This is a genomic window from Mycolicibacterium pulveris (assembly GCF_010725725.1).
GTDB lineage: Bacteria > Actinomycetota > Actinomycetes > Mycobacteriales > Mycobacteriaceae > Mycobacterium > Mycobacterium pulveris.
On sequence record NZ_AP022599.1, the window covers coordinates 554,027 to 579,015 of the forward strand.

Genomic DNA, 24,989 nt, shown 5'->3' on the forward strand with positions numbered 1-24,989 from the left:
TCAAATCCGGTACTCTGCCAGCAGCCGCTTGCTGATGATGTTCTTCTGGATCTCGCTGGTGCCCTCGCCGATGAGCAGGAACGGGGCGTCGCGCATCAGTCGCTCGATCTCGTACTCCTTGGAGTATCCGTATCCGCCGTGGATGCGGAAGCTCTGTTCGGTGACCTCCGAGCAGAACTCACTGGCCAGGTATTTGGCCATGCCCGCCGCGACGTCGTTGCGTTCACCGGAGTCCTTGAGCCGGGCGGCGTTGACCATCATCAGATGCGCGGCCTCCACTTTGGTTGCCATTTCGGCCAATTGGAAGGCGATGGCCTGATGCTCGGCGATCGGCTTACCGAATGTCTGCCGCTGCTGGGCGTATCGCACCGCGAGCTCGAACGCGCGGATGCCGACCCCGCAGGCTCGAGCCGAGACATTGACACGGCCCACCTCGATGCCGTCCATCATCTGGAAGAAGCCCTGCCCGGGTGCCTCGCCCAGGACGTCGTCGGCCTTGGCCACATACCCGTCGAAGATCAGCTCGGTGGTGTCGATGCCCTTGTATCCCAGCTTGTCGATCTTGCCCGGGATGCTCAGCCCCGGCGCGACTTCGCCGTAGCCGACCGGCTTTTCGATCAGGAACGCGGTGAGGTTGCGATGTGGTTTGTCGGCGCCCTCGTCGGTGCGCACCAGCACCGCCACCAACGTCGACGTGCCACCGTTGGTCAGCCACATCTTCTGGCCGTCGATCGTGTAGTCGCCGTCGGCGGTGCGGGTGGCGCGGGTGCGGATCGCCGCGACGTCCGAGCCCAACTCGGGTTCGGACATCGAGAACGCGCCGCGGGTCTCGCCGGTGGCCATCCGCGGTAGGTAGCGCTGCTTCTGCGCATCGGTGCCGTGCTGACGCAGCATGTAGGCGACGATGAAATGCGTGTTGAGCACACCGGAGATACTCATCCAGCCGCGCGCGAGTTCCTCGACGCACAGCGCGTAGGTCAGCAGCGATTCGCCGAGCCCGCCGTACTCCTCGGGGATCATCAGCCCGAACAGGCCCATTTCCTTCATCTTGTCGACGATGGGCTGCGGGTAGGTGTCGCTCTTCTCGAACTCGGCGGCGTTCGGGATGATCTCCTTGTCGACGAACTGGCGCACGGTGGCGAGGATCTCGGTCTGCGTCTCGGTCAGCCCGAGGGTCTGGGCGAGCTTGGTCATGCGCCGATCCTTTCGAACACGGCGGCCAAGCCCTGCCCACCGCCGATGCACATGGTCTCCAGGCCGTAGCGTGCGCCGCGCCGGTTCAACTCGCGGGCCAGCGTCGCGAGCATGCGCCCCCCGGTCGCGCCGACCGGGTGGCCCAGCGAGATGCCGGAGCCGTGCACGTTCGTGCGGTCGTGATCGGCGGCGGTGAACTTCCATTCGCGCATCACCGCCAGCGCCTGGGCGGCGAACGCCTCGTTGAGCTCGATCAGGTCGATTTCCGAAAGCCGCAGTCCAGCCTTCCGCAACGCGACCTCGGTCGCCGGTACCGGCCCGATGCCCATGATGTTGGGCGCCACCCCGGCCGATCCCCACGACACCAGCCGCACCAGCGGGGTCAGGCCGAGCTCGTCGGCCCGCTGCGGCGTGGTGACGATGCACATCGACGCGGCGTCGTTCTGGCCGCTGGCGTTGCCGGCCGTCACCGTGGCCTCCGGGTCCTGTTTGCCCAGAACGGGTTTGAGCTTGCTCAACGACTCGACGGTGGTGTCGGCGCGTGGGTGCTCGTCGGTGTCGATGACCTCCTCGCCGCTGCGGGTGCGCACGGTGACCGGCACGATCTCCTCGGCGAGGATGCCGTTCTGCTGCGCGGCCACCGCCCGCCGATGTGACGCCACCGCCAGCTCGTCCTGTTCCTGTCGCGAGATGTTGTACTGGCGGCGCAGGTTCTCGGCGGTCTCGAGCATGCCGCCGGGCACCGGGTAGTGCGCCCCGCCCGCCGTCGTGCGGCCACGGGCCAGCCCGTCGTGCATGCGCACACCGGTTCGTGCTGCGCCCCAACGCATGTCGGTCGAGTAGAACGCGACGTTGCTCATGCTTTCGGCGCCGCCTGCGACCACGAGGTCGTTGTCGCCGCTGGCCACCTGCAGGCACGCCTGGATGACGGCCTGCAGGCCGGACCCGCACCGGCGGTCGACCTGCATGCCGGGCACCGTCACGGGAAGCCCGGCGTCCAGCGCCACCACCCGCCCGATCGCGGGTGCCTCGCTGTTGGGATAGCAGTGCCCGAGGATGACGTCCTGCACGGTGCCGGGGTCGATCCCGGTCCGGTCGAGCAGACCGGTCAGCGCGGTGACGCCCAGCTCGACGGCGGTCAGCGACTTGAACATGCCGCCGTACCGGCCGATCGGCGTGCGCACCGGTTCACAGATCACCGCATCACGCATGGCTCACCCTCCTGTTTCCGCCCAAAGGGACAAACGGGCGGGAAAGTGCGAGTAAATCCCGCCATTTCGTCGATCTCGGCTCATAGGTGCCGCCCGCCGGTGACCTCGAGAACCGTGCCGGTCATGTACGACGACAGGTCGCTGGCCAAGAACAGCGCGACCTTGGCCACCTCCTCCGGCTCGCCCGCACGCCCCATCGGCACCTCCGCCAGCTTCGAGTCCCACGCCTTCTGCGGCATGGCCTCGGTCATCGCCGAGCGGATCAGCCCCGGCTGGATGGCATTGACCCGCACGCCGAGGTGAGCGAGTTCCTTGGACGCGGCCTTGGTCATCCCGACGATGCCGGCCTTGGCCGCCGAGTAGTTGGTCTGCCCGATCATGCCGACCTTGCCCGAGATCGACGACATGTTGACGATCGCGCCGCGCTTGTTCTCGCGCATGATCGGCGCCGCCGCCTTCAACCCGTTCCAGGTGCCCCTCAGGTGCACTGAGATGACCTGGTCGAACTGCTCCTCGGTCATCTTGCGTAGCGTCGCGTCGCGGGTGATCCCGGCGTTGTTGACCATGATGTCCAGCCCGCCGAACCGCTGCACCGCGGTGTTCACCAGCGTTTCGACGTCGGCGAGTTTGGTCACGTCGCTGCGCACGGCCAGCGCGACGTCATCGCCGCCCAGTTTCTTGGCGGCCGCCTCCGTGGCGGCGAGATCCAGATCTCCGAGCACCACCCGCGCGCCCTCGGCGATGAAACGTTCCGCGATCGCGAAACCGAGGCCCTGCGCACCGCCCGTGATGACGGCCGTCTGTCCGGTCAACAACGACACTTGCTCACCTTCTCTCGTCGGATCTTGGACCCGCCCCAGGGGCGGATCAATCGCACATCATATTTCATATATGATCGCCCGCAGTTCGGGGTCCTCGCCCCGGCGCGCTTGCTCACCAGCCCCGGCGAGCAGGCGCGAAGTCGGCGGCGCAGCGTGCGGGTGCGCGTCCGCTCGCGCCGAAGAAGAAGGGAGCACTCCCGATGACCGCATCCGACGTCAGCGACGGCGACTTCCGCGAGATCCTGACGCAGACGCGTCATTTCGTCCGTACCGCGGTGGTGCCGCGCGAACAGGAGATCCTGCGCGACGACCGGGTGCCCGACGACCTGCGCGAGCAGGCCAAGAAGATGGGCCTGTTCGGCTACGCCATCCCCCAGGAGTGGGGCGGGCTCGGGCTCAACCTCGCCCAGGACGTCGAGTTGGCGATGGAGTTGGGCTACACGTCGCTGGCGTTGCGGTCGATGTTCGGCACCAACAACGGCATCGCCGGGCAGGTCCTCGTCGGGTTCGGCACCGACGAGCAGAAAGCCCGCTGGCTGGAACCGATCGCCTCGGGCGATGTCGTCGCGTCGTTCGCGCTCACCGAGCCGGGCGCGGGCTCGAATCCGTCGGGGCTGCGCACGAAAGCCGTTGCCGACGGCGATGATTGGGTCATCAGCGGCCAGAAGCGGTTCATCACCAACGCGCCGACGGCGAACCTGTTCGTGGTGTTCGCCCGCACCCGTCCCGCCGACGACGCCGGGCCCGGCATCGCGGTCTTCTTGGTTCCCGCCGACACGCAAGGCGTTCAGGTCGGCGCGAAGGACGCCAAGATGGGCCAGGAAGGTGCGTGGACGGCCGACGTCAGCTTCGACGACGTGCGGGTTTCCGCCGAGGCGCTGGTCGGTGGCAGCGAGGACATCGGCTACCGGGCAGCGATGATCTCGCTGGCGCGCGGGCGGGTGCACATCGCCGCGCTCGCCGTCGGCACCGCGCAGCGCGCCCTCGACGAATCGGTGGCCTACGCCGCCACCGCGACGCAGGGCGGCACGCCGATCGGCAACTTCCAACTGGTCCAGGCGATGCTCGCCGACCAGCAGACCGGGGTGCTGGCCGGACGCGCGCTGGTCCGCGATGCGGCGCGCAAGTGGGTCGACGACGAAGATCGCCGCGTCGCCCCGTCGGCGGCGAAGCTGTTCTGCACCGAGATGGCAGGCAAGGTCGCCGATCTCGCGGTGCAGATCCACGGCGGCAGCGGCTACATGCGCGAGGTCGCCGTCGAGCGGATCTACCGTGATGTCAGGCTGTTGCGGTTGTACGAGGGCACCAGCGAAATCCAGCGCCTGATCATCGGGTCGAACCTGGTCAAAACGGCACAGAAGGAGCGCGCATGAGCGGACGGCTCACCGGCAGGGTGGCATTCATCACCGGAGCGGCACGCGGTCAAGGCCGGGCGCACGCCGTCCGGATGGCCCGCGAGGGTGCGGACATCATCGCGGTCGACATCGCCGGAAAGCTGCCCAGTTGCGTGCCCTACGATCACGCCACTCCCGAGGACCTCGCCGAGACCACCCGCCTCGTCGAGGCGACGGGCCGGCGGATCCTCGCCTCCGAGGTCGACATTCGCGACGCCGACGGCCTGAACCGGGCTGTCGACGACGGCGTCGCCGCCTTCGGTCGGCTCGACATCATCGTCGCGAACGCCGGAATCTCCCCGCCGCAGGTGTGGAACGAGATCACCGTCGAAGACTTTCGAGATGTGATGGACGTCAACGTCACCGGCACCTTCAACACCGTGATGGCGGGCGCGCAGAAGATCATCGACGGGGGGCGCGGCGGCTCCATCATCCTGATCAGCTCGGCCGCGGGAATCAAGCTGCAGCCGTTCATGGTTCACTACACGGCCAGCAAGCACGCGCTGACCGGGATGGCTCGTGCGTTCGCGGCCGAACTCGGCAAGCACGCGATCCGCGTCAACAGCGTGCACCCCGGCCCGGTCAACACCGCGATGGGTTCCGGCGACATGGTCACCGCACTCGCCAGGGCGATGGAGACCAACCCGTCGCTGCAGAACATGATGACGCCGTTTCTGCCGACGTGGATTCTCGAGCCCGAGGATGTTGCCGACGTGGTCTGCTGGCTGGCCACCGACGAGTCGAAACACATCACCGCGGCGGCCATCCCCGTCGACCAGGGGTCGACCCAGTACTGAACCGAGCAGACGCGAAACCCCCCATTTCACGGTGAAAATGGGGGGTTTCGCGTCTGCTCAGCCGATGCGTCGGCCCAGCTGGCACAAGAAGGGCGTCAGCGGATGTAGCGCACGATCGACTCCGCCACCGCGGCCGGCTTCTCCGAGCCCTCGATCTCGACCGTCGTGGTCATGGTCGATTGAACGGCGCCGTCGAGCTGATCCACTTTCGACAGCTCCGCGCGGGCGCGCACCTTGGCGCCGACCTTGACCGGGGTGATGAAGCGAACCTTGTTGTAGCCGTAGTTGATCGCCATCGTGATGTTGCCGACGGTGTAGAGCTCGTGCATGAACCGCGGCAGCAGCGACAGCGTCAGCAACCCGTGCGCGATGGTGCCACCGAACGGGCCGTCTGCCGCGCGCTTCGGGTCGACGTGGATCCACTGGTGGTCGTCGGTGGCGTCGGCGAACAGATTGACCCGCTCCTGGGTGATTTCGAGCCACTCCGTGGGACCCAGTTGGCTGCCTTCGGCCGCGACGAGTTCATCGAGGTCCTTGAACGTTCTCACTGTCTCTCCTTCGTCCCCACTAGAAGACCACGGTCTGGTTGCCGTATCTGATGATGCGGTCCTCACAGTGCCACAGCACCGCGCGAGACAATACAAGGCGTTCCACATCGGCCCCGAGACGCTGCAGATCCGCCACGTCGTGGCGGTGGTCCACACGCACCACGTCCTGCTCGATGATCGGGCCTTCGTCGAGATCGTCGGTGACGTAGTGTGCGGTCGCGCCGACCAGTTTGACCCCGCGCTCCTTGGCGCGCCGATACGGCGCGGCGCCGATGAACGCCGGCAGAAACGAGTGGTGGATGTTGATCAGCGGACAGCCGACCTCGTCGATGAACCGCGGCGTGAGGATCTGCATGTAGCGGGCGAGCACGACCAGGTCGACGTTGCCCTTCAACAGCTCGAGTTGGCGCTGCTCGGCCTGTTCGCGAATGTCCCTTGTCGCGGGCACGTGCAGAAACGGCACCGAGAACGGCCGGACCTGGTCGGCGAGGTCGGGATGGTTCGAGATCACCATGGCGACCGCCATGTCGAGCTCACCTCGGCGGTTGCGCCAGAGCAGATCGAGCAGACAGTGGTCCTTACCTTTCTTGGAGGGTGTTCGGGGCCGCTGGCCTTAGTTAGGCTTCGATTCACCCAGGGACAGCGGGTATGGCTTTCATTTGTCAGCCCTTGATGGCCGAGGAGGATTGGCCGCCCGCTGTCCCGCGACGACTCGACCGCTAATTGAGAGATGCGATTCGATCGCTGTGTAAGGACACGACGGCGTGGTCGTCTGCCGGGCTGGTGGAAATGGTGATGAGCACGGAGGCGGTAGTGACACAAGCTGTTTGGGCGGGTATCGATGCTGGGAAATCGGACCACTTCTGCGTGGTCATCGATGCTGAGGGAAAGCGACTGCTGTCGCAGCGGGTAGCCAACGACGAAGCGACTCTGTTGAAGTTGATCAGCACTGTCGCAACCATGGCTGACGGCGGTGAGGTCACCTGGGCCATCGATCTCAACGCTGGCGGTGCGGCCCTGCTGATCACGCTGCTGATCGCCGCTGACCAGCGGCTGCTCTACATCCCCGGCCGCACCGTGCACCACGCCTCGGGCAGCTACCGCGGGGAGGGTAAGACCGACGCCAAAGATGCCGCCGTCATTGCCGATCAGGCCCGGATGCGCCGCGATCTGCAACCACTGCGCCCCGGAGATGACATCGCAGTGGAGCTGCGCATTCTCACCAGCCGGCGCACCGATCTGGTGGCTGATCGCACCCGCACGATCAACCGACTGCGTGCCCAGCTGCTCGAATACTTCCCAGCCCTGGAACGCGCGTTCGACTACAGCACCAGCAAGGCCGCGTTGCTGCTGCTCACCGGCTATCAAACTCCCGATGGGCTGCGACGAGCCGGTGCTGCTCGACTGGCAGCCTGGTTGGGTAAACGCAAGGCCCGCAACGCCGACGCCGTCGCGGCCAAAGCCCTGCAGGCCGCTCACGCTCAACACACCGTCATACCCGGACAACAACTCGCTGCGGCCATGGTTGCCCGCTTGGCCAAGGAGGTGATGGCCCTCGACACCGAAATCGGCGACACCGATGCGATGATCGAGGAGCGATTTCGCCGCCACCGCCACGCCGAAATCATCGTGAGCATGTCGGGCTTCGGCGTCACGCTCGGCGCCGAATTCCTCGCTGCCACCGGCGGAGACATGAGTGCCTTCGACTCCGTTGACCGCCTCGCCGGCGTCGCCGGCCTGGCTCCGGTACCGCGTGACTCCGGCCGCATCAGCGGCAACCTTCAACGACCCCGCCGCTACAACCGGCGCCTGCTGCGCGCCTGCTACCTGTCGGCGCTGTCCAGCATTCGATCCGACCCCGTCTCGCGCACGTATTACAACCGCAAACGCGCCGAAGGCAAACGCCACAGCCAAGCCGTCCTGGCCCTGGCACGTCGGCGTCTCAATGTTCTGTGGGCAATGCTGCGCGACCACACGACCTATCAACCCACCACGCCTACTGCCGCAGCGGCTTGACAACCTCATTGAGAATCCTCCTTGGACGCCATGATCGCCACCCGTTTGGGTTTCGCCGCCTCCGTGAGGCGAAAGTCCATGTTGAACCGGGACGCAACCTGCGCCGCGAACGCGCGCTCTAATTCATCCCGGACAGCCGTCAGGCCGGGCAGATGGAAGATCGTGCGTTGCATGAACGTGCCACCGGACTGCTGGGTCGCATGCTGATCGAGCGAGACGATGTTGGCGCCGGCGTCGGCCAGAAACGCGCTCACGGCCGCCACCAGCCCGGGCCTGTCCGCGCAGCGCAGCAACAGCCTGCCGACGTCCTTGACCGGCAGGGCGCCACGATCGGCATCCGGATACTTCTGCACCACCAGTCCTAGCGTGGCACCCGCCTGCGGCACGCGCACAAAAGTCAGGAACAACAGCGGCGACGCTCGCAATTTCGTCAGTCACGATTTTCAATTGCGGCAGCGGAAAACGGGTCGCGATCGCCGTGCAATTCCGCTCCCCGAGCCGTCCCTTTTGGTTCTTTCGGTCCCGCCGCCATTGTCCGCCGCCGACAGCCGCCGCGTGATCTTGCGGAATCGAACCAGTGCGGCAGCGGCCGGGAAAGCGCGCCGCGCGGGGTGTCCGACGGGCCCTGTCCAGCAAGAAATCCTGGGTTTCACCCGCGCGCGGGCACCGCACAACCCGCAGAATTGCCTCGCTGTTCACGTGTAGAGCAAAATTCAGCCACTCGAGACTCAGAAGCCGTGGACTTTCGGCAGCGAGTTCGCCACGGCCGCACATTCGAGTTGTGAGCTGGCAAAACAATGGCTATAAAGATAGCCATAAAGCACTGGCCCAGCGCCGTGTCGACGAAGCTACTCCTGGGTATTCATCCGACACGGGAAAAGATTTCGTGGCTAGCTGGTTTTCGAGCGACCCTCAGCGAGATACTCGACATTGCATGCGCACAAAACTATCCGAGTAATCGCCGGCGACCACTGGGGTCGTTGGCTACTAACGAATGGACGACCATGACGATTCTGCCCGTCGACACCGCCGGTCCCTTTGTCACCAGCCTGCAGGCCAGCCCCAGTTGCTGGGATCCTCAGACCGAGTGCACGGTCGTGTTCGCCGATCCGAAAGTCGAGCGCGACCTGTGGCAACAGTTCGTTCGCGGGGCCTATCAGAGCTATAGCAGCCGCGGGGTCGAAAAGGCTTTGGACATGGACGCCCTTCCCTCCGGCCGCGACACGGTCCTGTTCGCAGCATGTGTGAACGACGCCGGCCGGGTGGTCGGCGGCCTGCGCGCCAAGGGGCCCTACCGGTCGGCCGAGGAGTGCCATGCGCTGCAGGAGTGGAGCGGCCAGCCCGGATATGCCGCAGTACGCAAGATGGTCGCCGATCGCCTACCGTTCGGTGTCGTCGAGATGAAGACCGCGTGGGTGACGGACGACCCCGACCGCAGCCGGGAATTGACCAGCGCCATTTCGCGCACCCCGCTGCATGCGATGAACCTGCTGGATATCCAGTTCATCGTGGCGACGGCGGCCTCCTATGTGCTCAAGCGCTGGCTGTCCTCCGGTGGCCAGTTGGCGGCCAAGATCCCCGCGACGCCCTACCCCGATCACCGCTATCAGACCCGGCTCGCATGGTGGGACCGCAGGACCTTTGCTAACTACGCTGACCCGCAGCAACTTTCGCTGTTCTTGGCCGAACAGCAGCAGATGACGCCATGGCTACATACGGCAGAGAGCCCGGTGGTCGCCGGAATGGCGCAATGACATCAGGCACCAATGGTGCAGAGCAGTGCAGCGCAATAGTCCTCAATACTGACGATCCGCTCCTCCAGGAGTTGCGGGCCGACCCACGCGTCGAGTTCATCGACAGGGCGGGCGCGCAGCGCAAGTCCCTCGAGGAGCTACGGCCGTCAGTCGGCGCTGACGTGACCGGCGAGCCGATCCGATGGGCCTACTATCCGTGGCGGGCGACGGTGGTCAGCGTGTTGGGCCCGCGCGGCTTCAGGCGGTTGCGGTTGGACCGAAACCGTAACCTGGTCACCTCCGCGGAACTCGACCGGCTCAGCCGGCTGCGTATCGGGGTTGTCGGCCTCAGCGTGGGACATGCGATCGCCTACACACTTGCGGCGCAAGGCTTCTGCGGTCAGCTGCGGCTCGCCGACTTTGACCGACTCGAGCTGTCCAACCTGAACCGCGTGCCCGCCACCGTGTTCGACCTCGGATTGAACAAGGCGGTGGTGTGCGCGAGAAGGATCGCCGAACTCGACCCCTATATCCGGTTGGTGGTGCAAACCAGCGGTGTCACAGAGGATTCCATCGACGAGTTCATGGACGACGTCGACATCGTCCTCGAGGAGTGTGACTCGCTGGACGCGAAACTGCTTGTCCGCGAGGCTGCGCGGGCCCGACGGCTGCCGGTGTTGATGGCCACCTCTGACCGCTGCCTGCTCGACGTCGAGCGGTTCGACCTCGAGCCCACCCGGCCGACGCTGCACGGGCTGATCGGTGAACTTCGCGCCACCGAGCTCAAGGATCTGGACGCGCGTGAGAAGGTGCCCCATTCACTGCGGTTGGTCGACGCGACCCAGGTCTCCGCGCGCATGGCGGCATCGCTGATCGAAGTGGGCAAGACGCTGTCGACATGGCCGCAGATCGCCTCGGAGGTGGCACTCAACACGGGCGCGGTCGCCGAGGCGGTCCGTCGGATAGGGCTAGGTGAACCGCTTGCGTCGGGCCGGGTGCGCATCGACGTCGCCGCGGCGCTCGACCGCATCGAAGAACCCGTCGTGGCATCGACCGAGGCATACCACGACGACGGCGCAGAACCGCCCGCCACGGCGGACGACCCGGTCGAGGCCGTGATGCTCGCGGCCAACCGCGCACCGTCGGGCGGAAACGCGCAGCCGTGGCGCATCTGGGCACGGGGCGATTCGGTGCGTATCGCCCTGGTTCCGGAGCAGGCGACGACGATGGATGTCGGGTGCCGGGCAAGCGCCGTCGCGGTGGGGGCCGCCGCCTTCAACGCACGCGTCGCCGCGGCCGCCCACGGCATGGTCGCCGACGTCACGCTCGAACCCGGCGGGGAATCCTCGCCCCTGATCGCCACGGTGAACCTCGCCCCCGGGGACGACCCGGGGCTGGCCGCCCTCTACGAGGCGATGCTGCGCCGAGAGACCAACCGCCACCAGGCCCAACGCTCCCCCATCGCCCCCGACATCCTCGAGCGCCTGGGCGCGGCCGCGGACCGCGAGGGCGCCCGGCTGGCCGTGCTCAGCGCGACCGAGCAGGTGGAGGCCGCCGCACGAATACTCGCCGCCGCCGACCGCATCCGGTACCTGACGCCCCGGCTGCACGCCGAGATGATCGCCGAGCTGCGCTGGCCCGGTGATCCGTCGCCCGAGACGGGTATCGACATCCGCAGCCTCGAGTTGCCGCACGCCGACCTGGTCATGCTCGATATTCTGCGGCGCCCGGAAGTGATGGCCCACCTGGCGGCATGGGACGGCGGTGCCGCGCTCGGCGACGAGACCTACGACCGGGTCGTCGGGTCCGGCGCGATCGGGGTGGTCTGCATGCAGGGTCGGCGACTGATCGATTTTGCGCGCGCGGGATCGGCCGTCGAATCGGTGTGGGTGAGCGCCCAACAACAAGGGCTCGGCGTCCAACCGGTTTCACCGGCGTTTCTCTACGCCGTTGACGCCGCGGACCTGCGGGGTCTGTCACCTGCGTATAAAGAGGAGCTTGCCGAGCTGCAATACAATTTCCGTAAGCTCGCCGGCACCGAGCCCACGGAGTCGCAGGCGTTGATACTCCGGTTCGCTCATGCGCCGCGGCCGTCGGTGCGAAGCCGTCGCCGTATGGTGTTCGGTTCCGTTACGGAGGATTAGTGCCCAAAAGCCTGGAAGTTCTCGTCACATCGGTCGCGACCGAATTGATGGGGGTCAACGCGGCCAGCGAGGTGGAGGTCAGTCGCCGCGTACTGGCCGACCTGGTGGAGTACTTCGGGGTCGACGTCAGCTTTCTGCGGCGCAACGACCATCAGATCCGGGCTTCGGTGTTGGTCGCCGAGTGGCCGGTGCGGCCCGGAATTCCCGACCCGGACCCCTTGGCGGTGGTGCATTTCGAGGATGCCGACCCGGTGTTCGCGCTCGCGGAGCACCAGAAGGAACCGATCGTTTTCCGCCCCGAACCCGCCACCGACGAGTATCAGCACACGATCGAGCAGGGCAGGCATGTGCCGGCCACCTCGATGGCATGCGTGCCGCTGCTCTCCGGCGACGTCACCTCCGGGGTGCTCGGTTTCGTCAAGTTCGGCGACCGCGACTGGACGCTGGCGGAGCTCAACGCGCTCAAGGCGATCGCGTCACTGTTCGCGCAGGTACAGGCCCGTATCGACGCTGAGGACCAACTGCGCTACCTGGCCGAGCACGACGACTTGACCGGGCTGTTCAACCGCCGTGCGCTGTTGACGCATCTGGACATGCGGCTGCAGGAGGGGCAGCCCGGGCCGGTCGCGGTGTTGTTCTTCGACCTGGACCGGCTGAAGGCGATCAACGACTATCTCGGCCATACCGCGGGTGACTGGTTCATCCGGACCTTGGCGGAGCGGCTCAAGGAATGCGCCGACGGTCGGAACTTGATCGCGCGCCTCGGCGGTGACGAATTCGTCGTGGTGCCGGCCAAACCGATGGAGGCAACCGCTGCGGAGGCGTTGGCCCATGAGCTGAAACTCGCTCTGCACGAACGCGTGGCGGTCGACGGCGAGATGCTCACCCGCACGGTGAGTATCGGCGTGGCGGCGGGCGTCCCGGGCCGCGATACCACTTCGGACCTGCTCGGGCGCGCCGACCAGGCGGTGCTCAACGCCAAGAACGCGGGCGGCAATCAGGTGGCGGTGTTCTCCGAGGAGATGTCGATGGACAGCGAGTTCCGTAACGACATCGAGCTACACCTGCAAAGCCAGATCGAAGGCGGCGCACTGGTCTTGCATTACCTGCCCGAGGTGGACATGCGCAGCGGAGAGATCCTCGCCGCCGAGGCGTTGGTCCGCTGGCAGCACCCGACCCGTGGCTTGCTCGCACCCGATTCGTTCATCGGCGTCGCCGAATCGATCAACCTCGCGGGCGAGCTCGGGCGATGGGTGATGCACGCCGCCTGCGCCGAGTTCGCGCGCTGGCGCGCCCGCGGCGTGGCAGATGACGCGCTGCTGCGGATCAACGTGTCACCGGTGCAGTTGGTCACCGACGGGTTCGCCGAATCGGTCGCCGACATCCTCGACGAGTTCGACCTCGACGGCTCATCTGTATGCCTGGAGATCACCGAAAGCGTTGTGGTGCAAGACATCGAAACCACCCGTATCACGCTGGCCGCGCTCAAGGACGTCGGGGTCAAACTCGCCATCGACGACTTCGGAACCGGCTACAGCGTGCTGTCGCACCTCAAATCCCTGCCCGTGGACACGCTCAAGATCGACAGAAGCTTCGTCCGTGACCTGGGCGTGGACCGGGGCGACCTCGCGATCGTGCGCGCCATCATCGCGCTCGCCGAGGCGTTCGGTCTGGAACTGGTCGCCGAGGGAGTCGAGACCGACGCAGCGGCGACGACGCTGCTGCGGCACGGATGTCACCGTGCCCAGGGCTTCTTGCTGTCTCGCCCGCTGCCGGGCCAGCAGATGGCGTCGTTACTGGCCAAAGGGCGAATGCCCGTGCAGTTTTCCGCAACGCCACTGGGGTGAGCGGTCATGCGTGGCGTGCATGCTGTGGTGCAGGAGGTGGTTAGCCGCCCGGCAGGTAGGTGGGACCGGCTGGCTAACGGGCTCAGAGGTCAGCAACTCGACGCGGCCGAATCGGCTGGCATGCTTGCTGACCAGGCACACGCGCAGTGCGGTCTCGCCGACCGGTAACGGGCCCGCCTCCACCGAACCGAGGTGGGCAGCACCTGCGGCGACCGTGACCCCGTGCCGGGCACGGACCGCCAGCTGGCCCGTCGGCGTCGTGAACACCGCACCCACGACGGCGCCTTCCTCGAACACGATGCGGTGCAGATTGCTCTCCGCATGCACCGTGATGCCCCTGTCGCGCGCTTGCGCCTGCAGCCAGTCGTGCACCGACGCGCCGACGTTGCCCGGACTGGGTGTCATCGATCCGATCTCCGCCACGGCGATCATGTCACCGTCACTGGCCTGCACGGTGCTCGAATGCCAATCCGACACCCGGGAGTGCAGATAGCCGTACGGCGACGCCAGGCACCGCGCGGCCCAGTCTCCGAGCCGGGCGCCGACGAACGGTGCGACGGTGCGCCCGGACAGTGTCGATCGGGGCTCGGACACGACCCGGACCGGCAGGTCCTGGTTGCGCGCAGAGCGGGGCAGTGGCCCGAGGTCGGACGACACCGCGGCGAGGTAGTCGTTCGTCTCGACGTCGGAGACGCCGACATCCAGCCAGGAAGATATCCGCTGGACAGCAGAACCCGTTGCAGGGTCGCCTGCCCCGGAGCCGGCGACAAAGACGTCACCGCCTACGTCGGCCACCGCGACCGCGCTGGCCAGCCCCGCGGTTCCGGAGCCGGTGCACACCAGGTCAACTTCTACATCCCATTTCACCGTTAACTACCTCAGTATTGCTCTAGAGGCTGGCGTTGACCTCGACACCAGCAACGGCCGTAGCCGATGGGCGAACAAAACAGATGCCAATTGCGGGACACGACTATCCCCCACGGCCACCGAACGAAATGGAAAAGATTTGCCAGCGTAGTCGACGGCAACAGACGACGAATTCCACCCTGATTTGCTCGGCGGGAACTGAAACGGCCGTGGCGACCGCAATCCGGCCCCGCCGCGGACTGCACGCCAATGTGCAGGTCGGCACGGACCGCAAGTCATCACAGGCAGTACTTTACATACCTTTCGGCTGTTACGGGGGGATGAACATGACTTAGAGTCTTTAGCAACGTGCGCCCTAAATTTGGGTTCGGGCAGCTCGTCGTGGAGGGAGTTTCGCAGTGTCGTCCTACGCAGCAGATTCATCCGCATGCCCCCTGTCACTCCCAACTCGCGAATGAAAGAATTGTCCGGTTGAGTAATTTACGGCAAAGATTATTAATCGGCGGACGGCGCTACCCACGTGACTGAACAGGTCGATCGACGCTCGGACGGCACCCGGCTACAGATCGTGCGCGCGGCGGCCAGGCTCTTCGCCGAGCGGCCCTACAGCAGGGTCAGTCTCGACGACATCCTCGCCGACGCGTCGGTGACCAAAGGCGCGATGTACTTCCATTTCCGCTCCAAACACGCCTTGGCCACGGCGATCGTCGAGCAACGATCCACCGAGGCCAAGTCGGCGGTCGGCGAGGTGTTGGCGCGACGACTCTCGGGCCTGGAGACCCTCATCGACATCTGCTTCCTGGTGGCCACTGACGACATCGGTGACGAGTTGACTCGAGCCGGATTCAACCTGCTCGAATCCGTCGGCCGAACCGACGGTCTACAGACCCATGTGCTCAACGATTGGGTCGACGCGTTCGCACAAACCATCAAGAAGGCCGTCGGCGAGGGCGATGTCCGCAAGGACGTCGATGCGAACGGAGTCGCGCGGCTGTTGGTGTCGATGTACCTGGGCCTGCGACAGACCAGCGACCTGGCCGAGCCCGAACGTTTCCTGCGTGACCTCGAGGCAGCATGGTCCCTCATGGTTCCGGGCTTCGTCACCGATGACCGCAAGGCCTACGTTGTCGAATTCATCAAGAGACGCACCGGGATCGCGATCAGGAAGGCGAGACCCCTTCCGCGGTAATCTATGATCTGCGCCAGGCCAACGCCATCCGGCGGCCGACGGACACCCGGAGGTACCCCGAACCATGGTGCGCCAAGCCCGGTCTGAAGCCACACGGCGGCGGATCATTACCTCGGCGGTACACCTGTTCAACGAGATCGGTTATGACGCCACCGGATTGGGCGACATCATCGAACACGCCGAGATGACCAAGGGTGCGCTGTACTACCACTTCGATTCCAAGCAGTCCCTGGCCAACGCGATCATCGAAGAGGGCAACGCCAACCTGCTTCACGCCTTCAACAGCATCAGCGAATCGTCAGCACCGGCGCTGGAACGCATCATTCACGGTGTGTTCGTCGCCGTTGATCTGCTCAGCACCGACAGGGTGGCGCGCAGCGGACTTCATCTGCTACAGGCCCTTGGCGAGTCCAACAGCGTCGCGGCCCAGCACTACGGCGCCTGGATCCACAACATGACATTGGGTCTTCGGGAAGCGATCGAGGAGGGCGACCTCCGGCCGGATCTGGACACCCGAGCACTCGGCGAGACGTTGGTCGGCGCGGTGCTGGGCATCGAGGTGCTCTCGAGCGCAATGTCTTCGGGAGCCGATGTGTCAGACCGCCTGACCCGGATGTGGGAACTACTGTTGCCCGTCATCGTCACCGACGAATCGCTTCCATATTTCCGCGCGTTCCTGGCCAGGCAGTCAATGCGCCATTCGGGCCAGGACAGCGGTTAGAGTTCCTCGTCCCACAGCCGTTCGGTGAGGTCCTGGAACGTCGCCAGGGCCACCGGGTCGTCGCCCCGCAACAGCGCCGACTTGCTCATCCGCGCCCGCACGATCGAATGGTCCTGATGGGTCAGTTCGACGACGAGGTTGGCGTGAGCCCGCACCAGCGACACCGCCGACTCGTCGGTCGGCATGGTGTGGAAGACGTCGCGAAACTTCAACTCCATGACCGCCTCGGGGGTATGCCCGAGCATCTCGCCGAACGCGGCGTTGGCGAACAGGATGTCGCCGTCCTCGGCGATGGCCAGCACCGGCACCGGAAGCCGCTCGAGCACCACGAGTGCGGGCAGCTCCCTCAACACAGCCATGGGTGATTGTCCGTCCTGACCGGACCGGCGCCTTTCCATGATCTCGATTATTACGGTTGGCACGGATAGCGTCATCCATGATCTGCGGAACCGACCCACCCGCGCCGCACATAACTAACTAGGTTTACCCTCTGAGTGCGCTCTGCAGACAGGGGATCGACGATGGACCTCACGTGGTCGGATGCCGATATCGCCTTTCGCGATGAGGTGCGGGCATTTCTGGAAGACAAGCTGACGCCGGAGTTACGCCGTGCAGGCCGGTTGATGACCAGCGTCTATGCCGATCACGACGCGAGCATGGAGTGGCAGCGGATCCTGCACGAGCGGGGCTGGGCCGCGCCGGCGTGGCCGGTCGCCTACGGGGGCTGCGACTGGAGCCTCACCCAGCACTACATCTTCAGCCGGGAATCCACTCTGGCCGGTGCGCCGTCGCTCTCGCCGATGGGCATCCGGATGGTGGCCCACGCGTTGATCGCGTTCGGCACCGACGAGCAGAAGGAGTACTTTCTGCCCAGGATCCTGACCGGCGAGGTGTTCTTCTGTCAGGGCTACTCCGAACCCGAGGCGGGCTCGGATCTGGCGGCGCTGTCGATGGCGGCTGTCGTCGACGAATCGGCCGGAGAGCTCGTCTGCACGGGTAGCAAGATCTGGACCACCCATGCGCGGGAAGCGAACTGGATGTTCGCGTTGGTACGCACGTCGAAGACCCAGAAGAAGCAACAAGGCATCACGTTCGTGCTCATCGACATGACCTCGCCGGGCATCCAGATCCGCCCGCTGGTGATGACCTCCGGTGAAGAGGTGCAGAACCAGGTCTTCTTCGACGAGGTGCGGGTGCCGCTGACGAACGTGATCGGCAAGATCGACGACGGCTGGACGGTCGCCAAGTACCTGCTCGAGTTTGAACGCGGTGGCGGCGCCTCCTCCCCCGCCCTACAGGTGATGGCCGACGAGATCGCCGCCGTCGCCGCGGAGCAACCGGCACCAGGCGGCGGCAGGCTGATCGACGATCCCGCGTTCGCCTGCAAGCTCGCCGATGCGCGGATCCGTACCGAAGTGCTGGAGATCCTCGAATATCGGGTGCTGGCGACCGTGGCGGAGGGGAAAAACCCCGGCACGGCATCGTCGATGCTCAAAGTGCTTGCCACCGAACTGAGCCAGACCATCACCGAACTCGCGGTGGAGGCGGCCGGCCCCCGCGGCCGGGTGTACCAACCCCACGGCACCTGTCCGGGTGGGCCGGTGTCGGAGTTCGAGCCGCCCCCGGATGGCTATCTCAGCGGTAAACCATGGCAAGCCGTCGCGCCGCTGCGCTATTTCAACGATCGGGCCGGCTCAATCTATGCCGGCAGCAACGAGATTCAGCGCAACATTCTGGCCAAGGCGGCCCTCGGACTTTAGTGAAGGGCCAGAAAGGGCTTGGAATGGACTTCAACCTGAGCAAGGAACAGGAACTGCTGCGCGACGGCCTGGCCAAGTTTCTCTCGACGCGGTACGACCTCGAGACGAGCCGAAGCGCGGCCAAGACGGGAGCCGGTTGGCAGCCCGAGATCTGGGCGGGGTTCGCCGACGAGCTGGGCATCCTGGGTGCCGCGTTGCCCGAGGAGGCCGGCGGCAGCGGCGGCGGACCGGTCGAGATGATGGTCATCGCCGAGGCGTTGGGGCAGGCGCTGGTCGTGGAGCCGTACGTCGACACCGTCGTGGTGGCCGGGGGGCTGTTGCGTCGCGCGGGTGGGCCGCTGGCGACCTCCCTGCTCGAACGCATCGTCGCGGGCACCGCGGTCGTGGCGCTGGCAGCGACCGAAGCCGCCTCCGGCGACAACTGGATGGACGCGGAAACGGTCGCCGAACGCGACGGCGACGACTGGTTGGTGCGTGGCGAGAAGATCGTCGCCGCCAGTGCGCCGTTGGCGTCACACCTTCTGATCACTGCGCGCACTGACAACGGAATCTCGCTGTTCGTCGCCGATCTCGCGGATGCCGCAACGGGCCTACGGGCCCATCACTATCGCACCGTCGACGATCGCCGCGCGTCCGATCTGGTCTTCGACGGTCTGCGGTTGCCGGAGACGGCGCTTCTCGGGGAGGAAGGCGCAGCAGGACCGTCGTTGGAGCAGGCCCGCGACGAAGGTGCGGCCGCGGTGTGCGCGGAAGCGGTGGGGTGTATGCGAAAGGTGTTGGCCGACACCGTCGAATACGCCAAGCAACGTCAGCAGTTCGGGCAGCCGATCGGCAGCTTTCAGGTGCTGCAGCATCGCATGGTCGACATGTACATGGAGCTCGAGCAGTCGGTGTCCGCCGCCTATCTGGCGATTCTCAACCTCGAAGCCGAGCCCGCTGTGCGGGCGCGTGCGGTGTCGGCGGCCAAGGCCACGATCGGCAGGGCCGCGCGGTTCATCGGTCAGCAGGCGGTGCAGTTGCACGGCGGGATGGGCATGACCGAGGAGCTCGCGATCGGGCACTACTTCAAACGGCTGACCGCGCTGCAGTACGAGTTCGGCTCGACCGATCACCATGTGAGCCGCTACGCCGCCCTCACACGCAGCTGACTTTTTCGCCCAAAGGGACAAACGGGCGGGAAAGTCCCAGGTGCGACGCGCCAAAACGTCGATCTCGGCACTCAGGGTCGGGGCACTGCCACCTGGGGGCGAGGCGCCGGCACCAGGCGGCGCCGCTAGGCGCGCAACTGCTGATCGATGTAGGCGGTGACGACATCGGTCAGGGCCCGCAGTTCGCGCCCGACGTCGATCGGCTCCGACACCGTCATCCTCGCCACCATCGCACCCATCAGCGTGGTCCAGATCAGGTTGCCCACGGCGTCGGCGTGGGCGGGGTCCAGGCCCTCGGCGACATACCGCCCCAGCCGGGTCAGCGTGGAGAACAGCTCGGCGAGGTGACGTTGCTGCGCGTCGGTGCGTCCGGTCCGGGTTGCGATCAGAATCTCAAGGGCGGCAACCGATGTCGGGCTCAAGAAGGCGTCCGCCACCGCGTTGATCACCAGCGCGGTGCGCTGGCGTCCGACGTCGGCACCGAGCCGAGGTTGCAGCTCGCCGAGGCAGGCCTGCAGCTGCGCGAAGCCCTCGTCGACAACGGCCATCAGCAAGTTCTCGCGGTCGCCGAAGTGGTACTGCACGACACCCCACGTCACGCCCGCGCGCTCGGTGATGTGCTTGGCGCTCGCCGCGCCGAACCCCTCCTCGAGCACGCACCGGACGGTCTCCTCGATGACCATCGCGCGGGTGCGGTCCGCGCGTTCCTGCTTGCCGTTCGCGGGACGGCGCGGGGCGACGTTGCGGGTCATGGCCGAGCCTGGCCCACGGCTACTTCTTGAACCGCCCGGCGAAACCGCGCAGCGGCACGTCGGAGCTGGTGAGAATTCCCGGCGGCGCGTCGACGACCGATCCGATCGCGTGCAGGGCAGGCATTCCGGTCACCGTCATCCCGATCGACGCGAAGGACTCCGGATCCGAAAGGTCCACACCGGGTTTCGGGAAGATCATGTGCTTGTTGTAGATACACGGATCACCTTTGATGTGGGTGATGTAGCACCCTTGGATGTCCCAGTGCGGGTCGGTGTGCGGGGTCATCTGCCACTCCAGGTGAGTCTCGACCCGCGGCACCCCGTCCACCATGCCCTGGTACTTGATGTAGCTGCCGCCCAGCGAGGCCTTCGGCAGCTGATACCAACCAAGGTCGACATCCTTTGTGCAGGCGCCTAATTCGTAGCTGAACGTCACCTCGTCGAGTTCGAGGTCGAAGCAGTCGGCCATCATCAGCACGCTGTCGGCGAAGACGCGGGTGTACTTCTCGAGCATGCCCGGAATCTCCGGATCGTCGACCGGCCTGCCGTAGCCGACCTCGACCCAGGTGTCCTTGGAGTGGTGGCAGGACACGTCGACGGATTCGATCGTCGTGACGTTCTCGATCTCGGCCACGTCGGCCGAGCACACCACGCCCAGAATCTGGTTCAAACCGGGGTTCATTCCGGTGCCGTAGAACGTCGAGCCGCCCTTCTCACACGCCGCTCGCAGCAACTGCGACACCGGCTTACCCGACGGGTGCGGGTGGTTGATGTCGCGGTGCCAGCCGGTGATCCAGTCGGCGGTGGTGACGATGTTGATGCCGGCCTCCAACACCTTGATGTAGAGGTCCTCGTCGGGAAACACGCCGTGAAAGGTCAACACGTCGGGCGTGGCCGCGATGATCTCCTCGACCGTGCCGGTGGCCGGCACCCCGATCGGATCGATGCCGACGATCTCGCCTGCGTCGCGGCCGATCTTTTCGGCTGTGTAGCAATGTAATCCGACGAGCTCCAGATCGGGGTGCTGCCCGATCCGTTTGATCATCTCGGTGCCGAGGTTGCCGGTGGCCACCTGGAAGACGCGAATGGGGCGTGCGCTCATGCGGGACAGCCTTTCTCAGAGTGACGTGGATCGAAGCTCGGCAGCCGAGCCGCCGAGCCCATCGGGATAGAACTGGGTGGCCCACTTGCGAATCGCGGTGAACCCCTCGTACTCGGAACCGGCCAGGGCGGGCGGATCGGAATACCGCTGGTGTGACCAGATGTGAATGTCCTGGGTGAACTGCCGGATGACTTCCTCACCGAACTGCCGGGCCTTGGCCGCCGCGCGCTCCGGGTCTTTGACGGCGTTCTTCGGGCGGCCGATGTAGACCATGAAACGCACATCGGAGGTGCGCTCGTCGACCGGGGTGACCGCCGAGATGGTCCGGTTGTCCACCATGCCCCAACTCTTGGTGACCGCGATGCCCAGCCCGCCGTTGATCGCCTCGACCCCGCTCTTGACGTCGTCGATCGACTGGTTCTCGTCGCCGTCGAACGTGATGGTGAAGTCGACGAACGACACCGGCTGGTCGAAATCGTGGCGGGTGAAAACCGGCACGATCGGCGTCTTGTGCACGTACTTGAAATGCGCGAAGTCGACACCGTTTTCCAGGACGTACTGCGGATGCAGTTCCAGCGCTTCCCGGAACAGCCTCATCTGAGGGTAGTAATCCTCGGCACTGCTGCCGTCGGCGAAGCCGGCGAAGACGTCGGGCGCGTCAAAGTACGGTGCGCGGCCTTCGATGTCGTGCCAGATGTAGATCGACTCGTTGCGTTCGACGACGGGGTAGGTGCGGATGCGCCTGCCCCGGTTGGGCCGGCTTTCGTACGGGATGCAGACGTTGCGCCCCTCGGTGTTCCACTGCCAACCGTGAAACGGGCACTGGATGACGTCGCCCTCCACATGCCCCCCGTAGCCTAGGTGGGCGCCCAGGTGCTCGCAGTAGGCGTCCATCACCACGGCTTCACCGGAAGAGGTGCGCCAGCCGATCATCTCGCGGTCGAAGTACTTCATCCGCCGGACCTCGCCCGGCTGGATCTCGGCCGACCAGGCGACCTGAAACCAGCCGGTCGGTTTCATCGACAACGGCGGCTTGGCCATCAGCGTCCTCTCGTTAACACGGCCGGACGGCAAAATGATAGAGCAGTCAATGTTAAAAACGCCAGTGATTGGCCGACACATTTTCCCGGCCGGACACAATGATCTCGTGGCCAACCGCATCCAGACCCTGCTCGGGGTCGACTATCCCGTCGTTCAGGCGCCGATGACCTACATCGCCCGCGCCGAACTTGCCGCCGCCGTCTCCGACGCCGGCGGGCTCGGCATGATCGAAACACTCACCCCCGAGGGTCGCGCAGACCTGGTGCGCGTGCGTGACCTCACCGACAAACCGGTCGCGGCGAACCTGATGATCCAAGGCTGGAAAACCGATCCGGCCATCGTCGACACGCTGGCCGCGGCCGGAGTGCGGCACGTCTTCACCTCCGCGGGTGATCCGGGTTTGTTCACCGCGCGGCTGCACGACGCCGGTATGACGGTCGTGCACGTGGTGGGGTCGCTGAAAGGTGCGCTGAAGGCCGTCGACGCCGGCGTGGACGCATTGGTGGTCGAGGGTGTGGAGGGCGGCGGGTTCAAGTCGATGCTGGGCGCGTCGACGGTGGTGCTGCTGCCGCTGATCGCCGACCATGTCGAGTTGCCGATCATCGCGGCGGGCGGCATGTGTGACGCCCGGTCCGCCGCGGCCGCTTTGGTATTGGGCGCCGAGGGGGTTCAGATGGGCACGCGAATGCTGGCCAGCGTCGAGTCGCGGGTGCACACCAACTTCAAGAACGCGATCGTCGAGGCCAACGACTCGGGCACCGTGCTTCTCGCCGTTCCGGGAAATCCGACGATGCGGGTCCTTCGCACGGGTTTGGCCGCGCGGGTGTCCACCGGCGCTCCCGATGCCGAACTCCTCGGCAAGGTCACACAGCTTTACTTCGACGGCGACATGGAAGCCAGCGTCGCCAACACCGGGCAGGTGTCGTCGCGCATAGGCGAACTTCTCCCGGTTTCCGAGATCGTGCAGCGGACATGGAAGGAGATCGAAACCGCCTTGGCTGCGGCACGATCCCGGACGGGCATGTGACGGCGCCGACAGGCACCCACGCGTCCGAACGGCTAGGCGACTTCCTCCAGTATGCGCACGACACCCGCCGACTGGGGGCAGACCGCGCGCTTGGTCCGCGGACCCCGGGCACGCTGGCGCAATGTGATGAACGAGCCCGAGCGGACCACACCCACCGGCCCTGAACCGGCGAAGCGTGCGATGCCGCTTGCCCGCATCACGAACGCCGCCTTGGCCTGGCGGTAACCCAACCGGATGCCCGCGGCGACGATGATCAACAGACCGGCGACACCCGGCAGCGCCAACGCGGCCAGCGCCGTCAACGACGCGGGCACCAGGACCGCGCTGACAACGTGATCCAGGAACGACTTCGCATCAGACGACGTGACCGTCTCGGGCGCCGCCGGCACCGTCCCGGCGACCGAGAGCGGCATGTTCAACCCGCTGCTGACGGCGGTGCCAAGCGCGGCACGCGGGGTCATGGTGCCGAACAGCGGCGCATCGGCGGGCGCCGAGTAGGGCAACAAAGACGCCTGCGGGCCGAACAACGGGCTCTCGGGGGCGGGCACCGGGGTCGGACGCTCAGACGTGATGGGTCCGGCGAACACAGGTAGCTCGACCGGCGGCACGGTGACCATCAAGGCGTACAGGTTCCGAGGCACGTACACGATCGGGACGATGGCGTCAGCGACGGTGGTCAGCATGTACTGCACCGACGTGATGACGTCTCTTATCGGGGTCTTCGAAGTCGGCAGCGCCGCCAGAGTGTGGGGCACGGTGCCCATCACCTGCACCACTGTGGTGAACGCATTGGTGATCGGCTCGATCGCCTTGAAGAATTGTTCCGAGCGGTAGGTCGAGTACGTGTACGGCCCGCCCTGCGGAGGCGTGACGTCTGTGAGGAACCCGTCCAGACCGGAGCGCCAACCGGGCTTCGGCGTCGCAGATGTCGGCGTGGCCGCTTCGGGCGACGCGGACGCCGGTGTCGTCGAGGCGGCCGCTGTCGTGGTGGTCTCGGGGGTGGTGACATTCAAATCGGCCGCCGGCAGGGGCGTCACCTCCGACACCTCCGAAGCCCCCGGGGCCTCGGAGGTCGTCTCGGTCTCGTCCACGTCCGAGGCGACGGCGACGGCATCGTCCTCGCCACCCTCAGCGAGGTCGGTCAGCGAAGAGTCAAGCCCGTCTACGTCTTCGGACGTGTCGATGGCGGCCGCGTCGTCCTCAGCGATCGGCGCGCTGCCCACCTTGACCACGCCTGTGGTGATGGCCGTGGTGACCTTCGACGCGACGCCGAAACCGGCGGTCAGCTTGTTCGGCGACTGCTGACCGTCGTTGGTGCCCGTGGTGCCCTGGCTCGGCGTGGATGAACCGCCTGTCTCGGAGTCCGCCACGGCGACCGCGCCGGCACTCCCGATGAACAGGCCAACGACGAGCGTGCACACGCCCGCTGAGATGCGCAAAACTGACGTAGGGATGATCGCCTCCGTCCAGCAAGCCCCGCCCGAGAATAGTCGGGGGCCATTGTCGCACAATGTGGCGGCCAACTGCACCAATCCGCTGCGAATTCAGCGCCACGCGGTGGTCACCGACCAGCCCCTACCGGTTGCTGATCGATTTCGCAATTTGGCTACTACACCGCACTTTCTCCAGATCACCGTTTGCCGGAATGTCGTGGCAATCTGGCGCTCCTTTGCCCGT

General features: G+C 66.0%; 21 protein-coding genes and 2 pseudogenes. 11 read left to right on the top strand and 12 right to left on the bottom strand.

From position 1 onward, the window contains the following. The 3 genes from G6N28_RS02930 to fabG form a co-directional block, all read right to left on the bottom strand. Positions 1-1,194, bottom strand: coding sequence for an acyl-CoA dehydrogenase family protein (locus G6N28_RS02930; RefSeq protein WP_163896963.1), 1,194 nt, complete (start codon positions 1,192-1,194; stop codon positions 1-3). Continuing rightward, entirely contained in the window at positions 1,191-2,405 is a 1,215-nt protein-coding gene (locus tag G6N28_RS02935; protein ID WP_163896964.1) for an acetyl-CoA C-acetyltransferase, read from the bottom strand. The genes G6N28_RS02930 and G6N28_RS02935 overlap by 4 nt, the downstream gene beginning before the upstream one ends. A gap of 80 nt (positions 2,406-2,485) precedes the next feature. Beyond that, complete coding sequence (gene fabG, locus G6N28_RS02940; RefSeq protein ID WP_163896965.1) at positions 2,486-3,226, bottom strand: 3-oxoacyl-ACP reductase FabG; 741 nt, start codon at positions 3,224-3,226, stop codon at positions 2,486-2,488. Positions 3,227-3,426: 200 nt separating this feature from the next. On the opposite strand from fabG, the gene G6N28_RS02945 reads away from it, so the two are divergent. Next, complete coding sequence (locus G6N28_RS02945) at positions 3,427-4,599, top strand: acyl-CoA dehydrogenase family protein (protein WP_163896966.1); 1,173 nt, start codon at positions 3,427-3,429, stop codon at positions 4,597-4,599. Further along, complete coding sequence (locus G6N28_RS02950) at positions 4,596-5,417, top strand: mycofactocin-coupled SDR family oxidoreductase (protein WP_163896967.1); 822 nt, start codon at positions 4,596-4,598, stop codon at positions 5,415-5,417. Before G6N28_RS02945 ends, G6N28_RS02950 begins: the two co-directional genes overlap by 4 nt. A 95-nt stretch (positions 5,418-5,512) precedes the next feature. On the opposite strand, the gene G6N28_RS02955 is transcribed toward G6N28_RS02950, so the two are convergent. Together G6N28_RS02955 and purU are read right to left on the bottom strand one after the other, a co-directional pair. Further along, complete coding sequence (locus G6N28_RS02955; protein ID WP_128109216.1) at positions 5,513-5,965, bottom strand: MaoC family dehydratase; 453 nt, start codon at positions 5,963-5,965, stop codon at positions 5,513-5,515. A gap of 19 nt (positions 5,966-5,984) precedes the next feature. Further along, a pseudogene (gene purU, locus G6N28_RS02960) lies at positions 5,985-6,545 on the bottom strand (formyltetrahydrofolate deformylase); the annotation flags it as partial. 215 nt (positions 6,546-6,760) lie between these two features. Between purU and G6N28_RS02965 the strand changes: the two are divergent. Next, the gene (locus G6N28_RS02965; RefSeq protein WP_179962008.1) at positions 6,761-7,981 is read left to right on the top strand and encodes an IS110 family RNA-guided transposase; all 1,221 of its coding nucleotides are present in this window, start codon (positions 6,761-6,763) and stop codon (positions 7,979-7,981) included. Between the two features lie 14 nt (positions 7,982-7,995). Here the strand turns inward: G6N28_RS02965 and G6N28_RS02970 are convergent. After that, positions 7,996-8,337 (bottom strand): annotated as a pseudogene (locus G6N28_RS02970) (ACT domain-containing protein); the annotation flags it as partial. A gap of 648 nt (positions 8,338-8,985) precedes the next feature. On the opposite strand from G6N28_RS02970, the gene G6N28_RS02975 reads away from it, so the two are divergent. From G6N28_RS02975 to G6N28_RS02985, 3 genes are read left to right on the top strand one after another with little or no spacing between them, the layout of a single operon-like run. Further along, positions 8,986-9,735 carry a hypothetical protein gene (locus tag G6N28_RS02975; RefSeq protein WP_163896969.1) on the top strand — a complete coding sequence of 250 codons (750 nt, stop codon included), beginning with the start codon at positions 8,986-8,988 and terminating at the stop codon, positions 9,733-9,735. Beyond that, positions 9,732-11,858, top strand: coding sequence for an Rv1355c family protein (locus tag G6N28_RS02980; protein WP_163896970.1), 2,127 nt, complete (start codon positions 9,732-9,734; stop codon positions 11,856-11,858). Before G6N28_RS02975 ends, G6N28_RS02980 begins: the two co-directional genes overlap by 4 nt. 47 nt (positions 11,859-11,905) lie before the next feature. Beyond that, positions 11,906-13,705, top strand: a complete 1,800-nt coding sequence (locus G6N28_RS02985) for a putative bifunctional diguanylate cyclase/phosphodiesterase (protein ID WP_276001911.1) — start codon at positions 11,906-11,908, stop codon at positions 13,703-13,705. Here G6N28_RS02985 and G6N28_RS02990 read toward each other — a convergent pair. Next, a complete protein-coding gene (locus G6N28_RS02990; protein WP_163896972.1) occupies positions 13,652-14,572 on the bottom strand; it encodes an FAD-dependent oxidoreductase in 921 nt (306 codons plus the stop codon). The genes G6N28_RS02985 and G6N28_RS02990 overlap by 54 nt on opposite strands. A gap of 520 nt (positions 14,573-15,092) precedes the next feature. Between G6N28_RS02990 and G6N28_RS02995 the strand changes: the two genes are divergently transcribed. Further along, positions 15,093-15,761 carry a TetR family transcriptional regulator gene (locus G6N28_RS02995; protein ID WP_163896973.1) on the top strand — a complete coding sequence of 223 codons (669 nt, stop codon included), beginning with the start codon at positions 15,093-15,095 and terminating at the stop codon, positions 15,759-15,761. 64 nt (positions 15,762-15,825) lie between these two features. Beyond that, a complete protein-coding gene (locus G6N28_RS03000) occupies positions 15,826-16,482 on the top strand; it encodes a ScbR family autoregulator-binding transcription factor (protein ID WP_163896974.1) in 657 nt (218 codons plus the stop codon). On the opposite strand, the gene G6N28_RS03005 is transcribed toward G6N28_RS03000, so the two are convergent. After that, positions 16,479-16,841, bottom strand: coding sequence for a PAS domain-containing protein (locus G6N28_RS03005; protein ID WP_179962009.1), 363 nt, complete (start codon positions 16,839-16,841; stop codon positions 16,479-16,481). The two genes, G6N28_RS03000 and G6N28_RS03005, sit on opposite strands and share 4 nt — an antisense overlap. Positions 16,842-17,003: 162 nt before the next feature. Between G6N28_RS03005 and G6N28_RS03010 the strand changes: the two genes are divergently transcribed. After that, the gene (locus tag G6N28_RS03010) at positions 17,004-18,242 is read left to right on the top strand and encodes an acyl-CoA dehydrogenase family protein (RefSeq protein WP_163896976.1); all 1,239 of its coding nucleotides are present in this window, start codon (positions 17,004-17,006) and stop codon (positions 18,240-18,242) included. A gap of 23 nt (positions 18,243-18,265) precedes the next feature. Next, positions 18,266-19,390, top strand: a complete 1,125-nt coding sequence (locus tag G6N28_RS03015; protein WP_163896977.1) for an acyl-CoA dehydrogenase family protein — start codon at positions 18,266-18,268, stop codon at positions 19,388-19,390. A 125-nt stretch (positions 19,391-19,515) separates the two neighbouring features. On the opposite strand, the gene G6N28_RS03020 is transcribed toward G6N28_RS03015, so the two are convergent. Genes G6N28_RS03020 through G6N28_RS03030 form a run of 3 tightly spaced genes read right to left on the bottom strand, consistent with a single transcriptional unit; the run spans position 19,516 to position 22,285 of the window. Beyond that, on the bottom strand, positions 19,516-20,142 hold the full coding sequence (locus tag G6N28_RS03020) for a TetR/AcrR family transcriptional regulator (RefSeq protein ID WP_163896978.1): 627 nt from the start codon (positions 20,140-20,142) through the stop codon (positions 19,516-19,518). A 19-nt stretch (positions 20,143-20,161) separates the two neighbouring features. Further along, the gene (locus G6N28_RS03025; RefSeq protein WP_163896979.1) at positions 20,162-21,244 is read right to left on the bottom strand and encodes an NAD(P)H-dependent amine dehydrogenase family protein; all 1,083 of its coding nucleotides are present in this window, start codon (positions 21,242-21,244) and stop codon (positions 20,162-20,164) included. A gap of 15 nt (positions 21,245-21,259) precedes the next feature. Then, the gene (locus G6N28_RS03030) at positions 21,260-22,285 is read right to left on the bottom strand and encodes an aromatic ring-hydroxylating dioxygenase subunit alpha (protein WP_163896980.1); all 1,026 of its coding nucleotides are present in this window, start codon (positions 22,283-22,285) and stop codon (positions 21,260-21,262) included. A gap of 106 nt (positions 22,286-22,391) precedes the next feature. Here G6N28_RS03030 and G6N28_RS03035 point away from each other — a divergent pair, with 106 nt between their 5' ends. Then, a complete protein-coding gene (locus G6N28_RS03035) occupies positions 22,392-23,312 on the top strand; it encodes an NAD(P)H-dependent flavin oxidoreductase (protein ID WP_163896981.1) in 921 nt (306 codons plus the stop codon). A 32-nt stretch (positions 23,313-23,344) separates the two neighbouring features. Here the strand turns inward: G6N28_RS03035 and G6N28_RS03040 are convergent, their stop codons facing one another. Further along, positions 23,345-24,733: a hypothetical protein gene (locus tag G6N28_RS03040; protein WP_163896982.1), complete on the bottom strand. Its 1,389-nt coding sequence runs from the start codon at positions 24,731-24,733 to the stop codon at positions 23,345-23,347. Positions 24,734-24,989 lie beyond the last annotated feature (256 nt).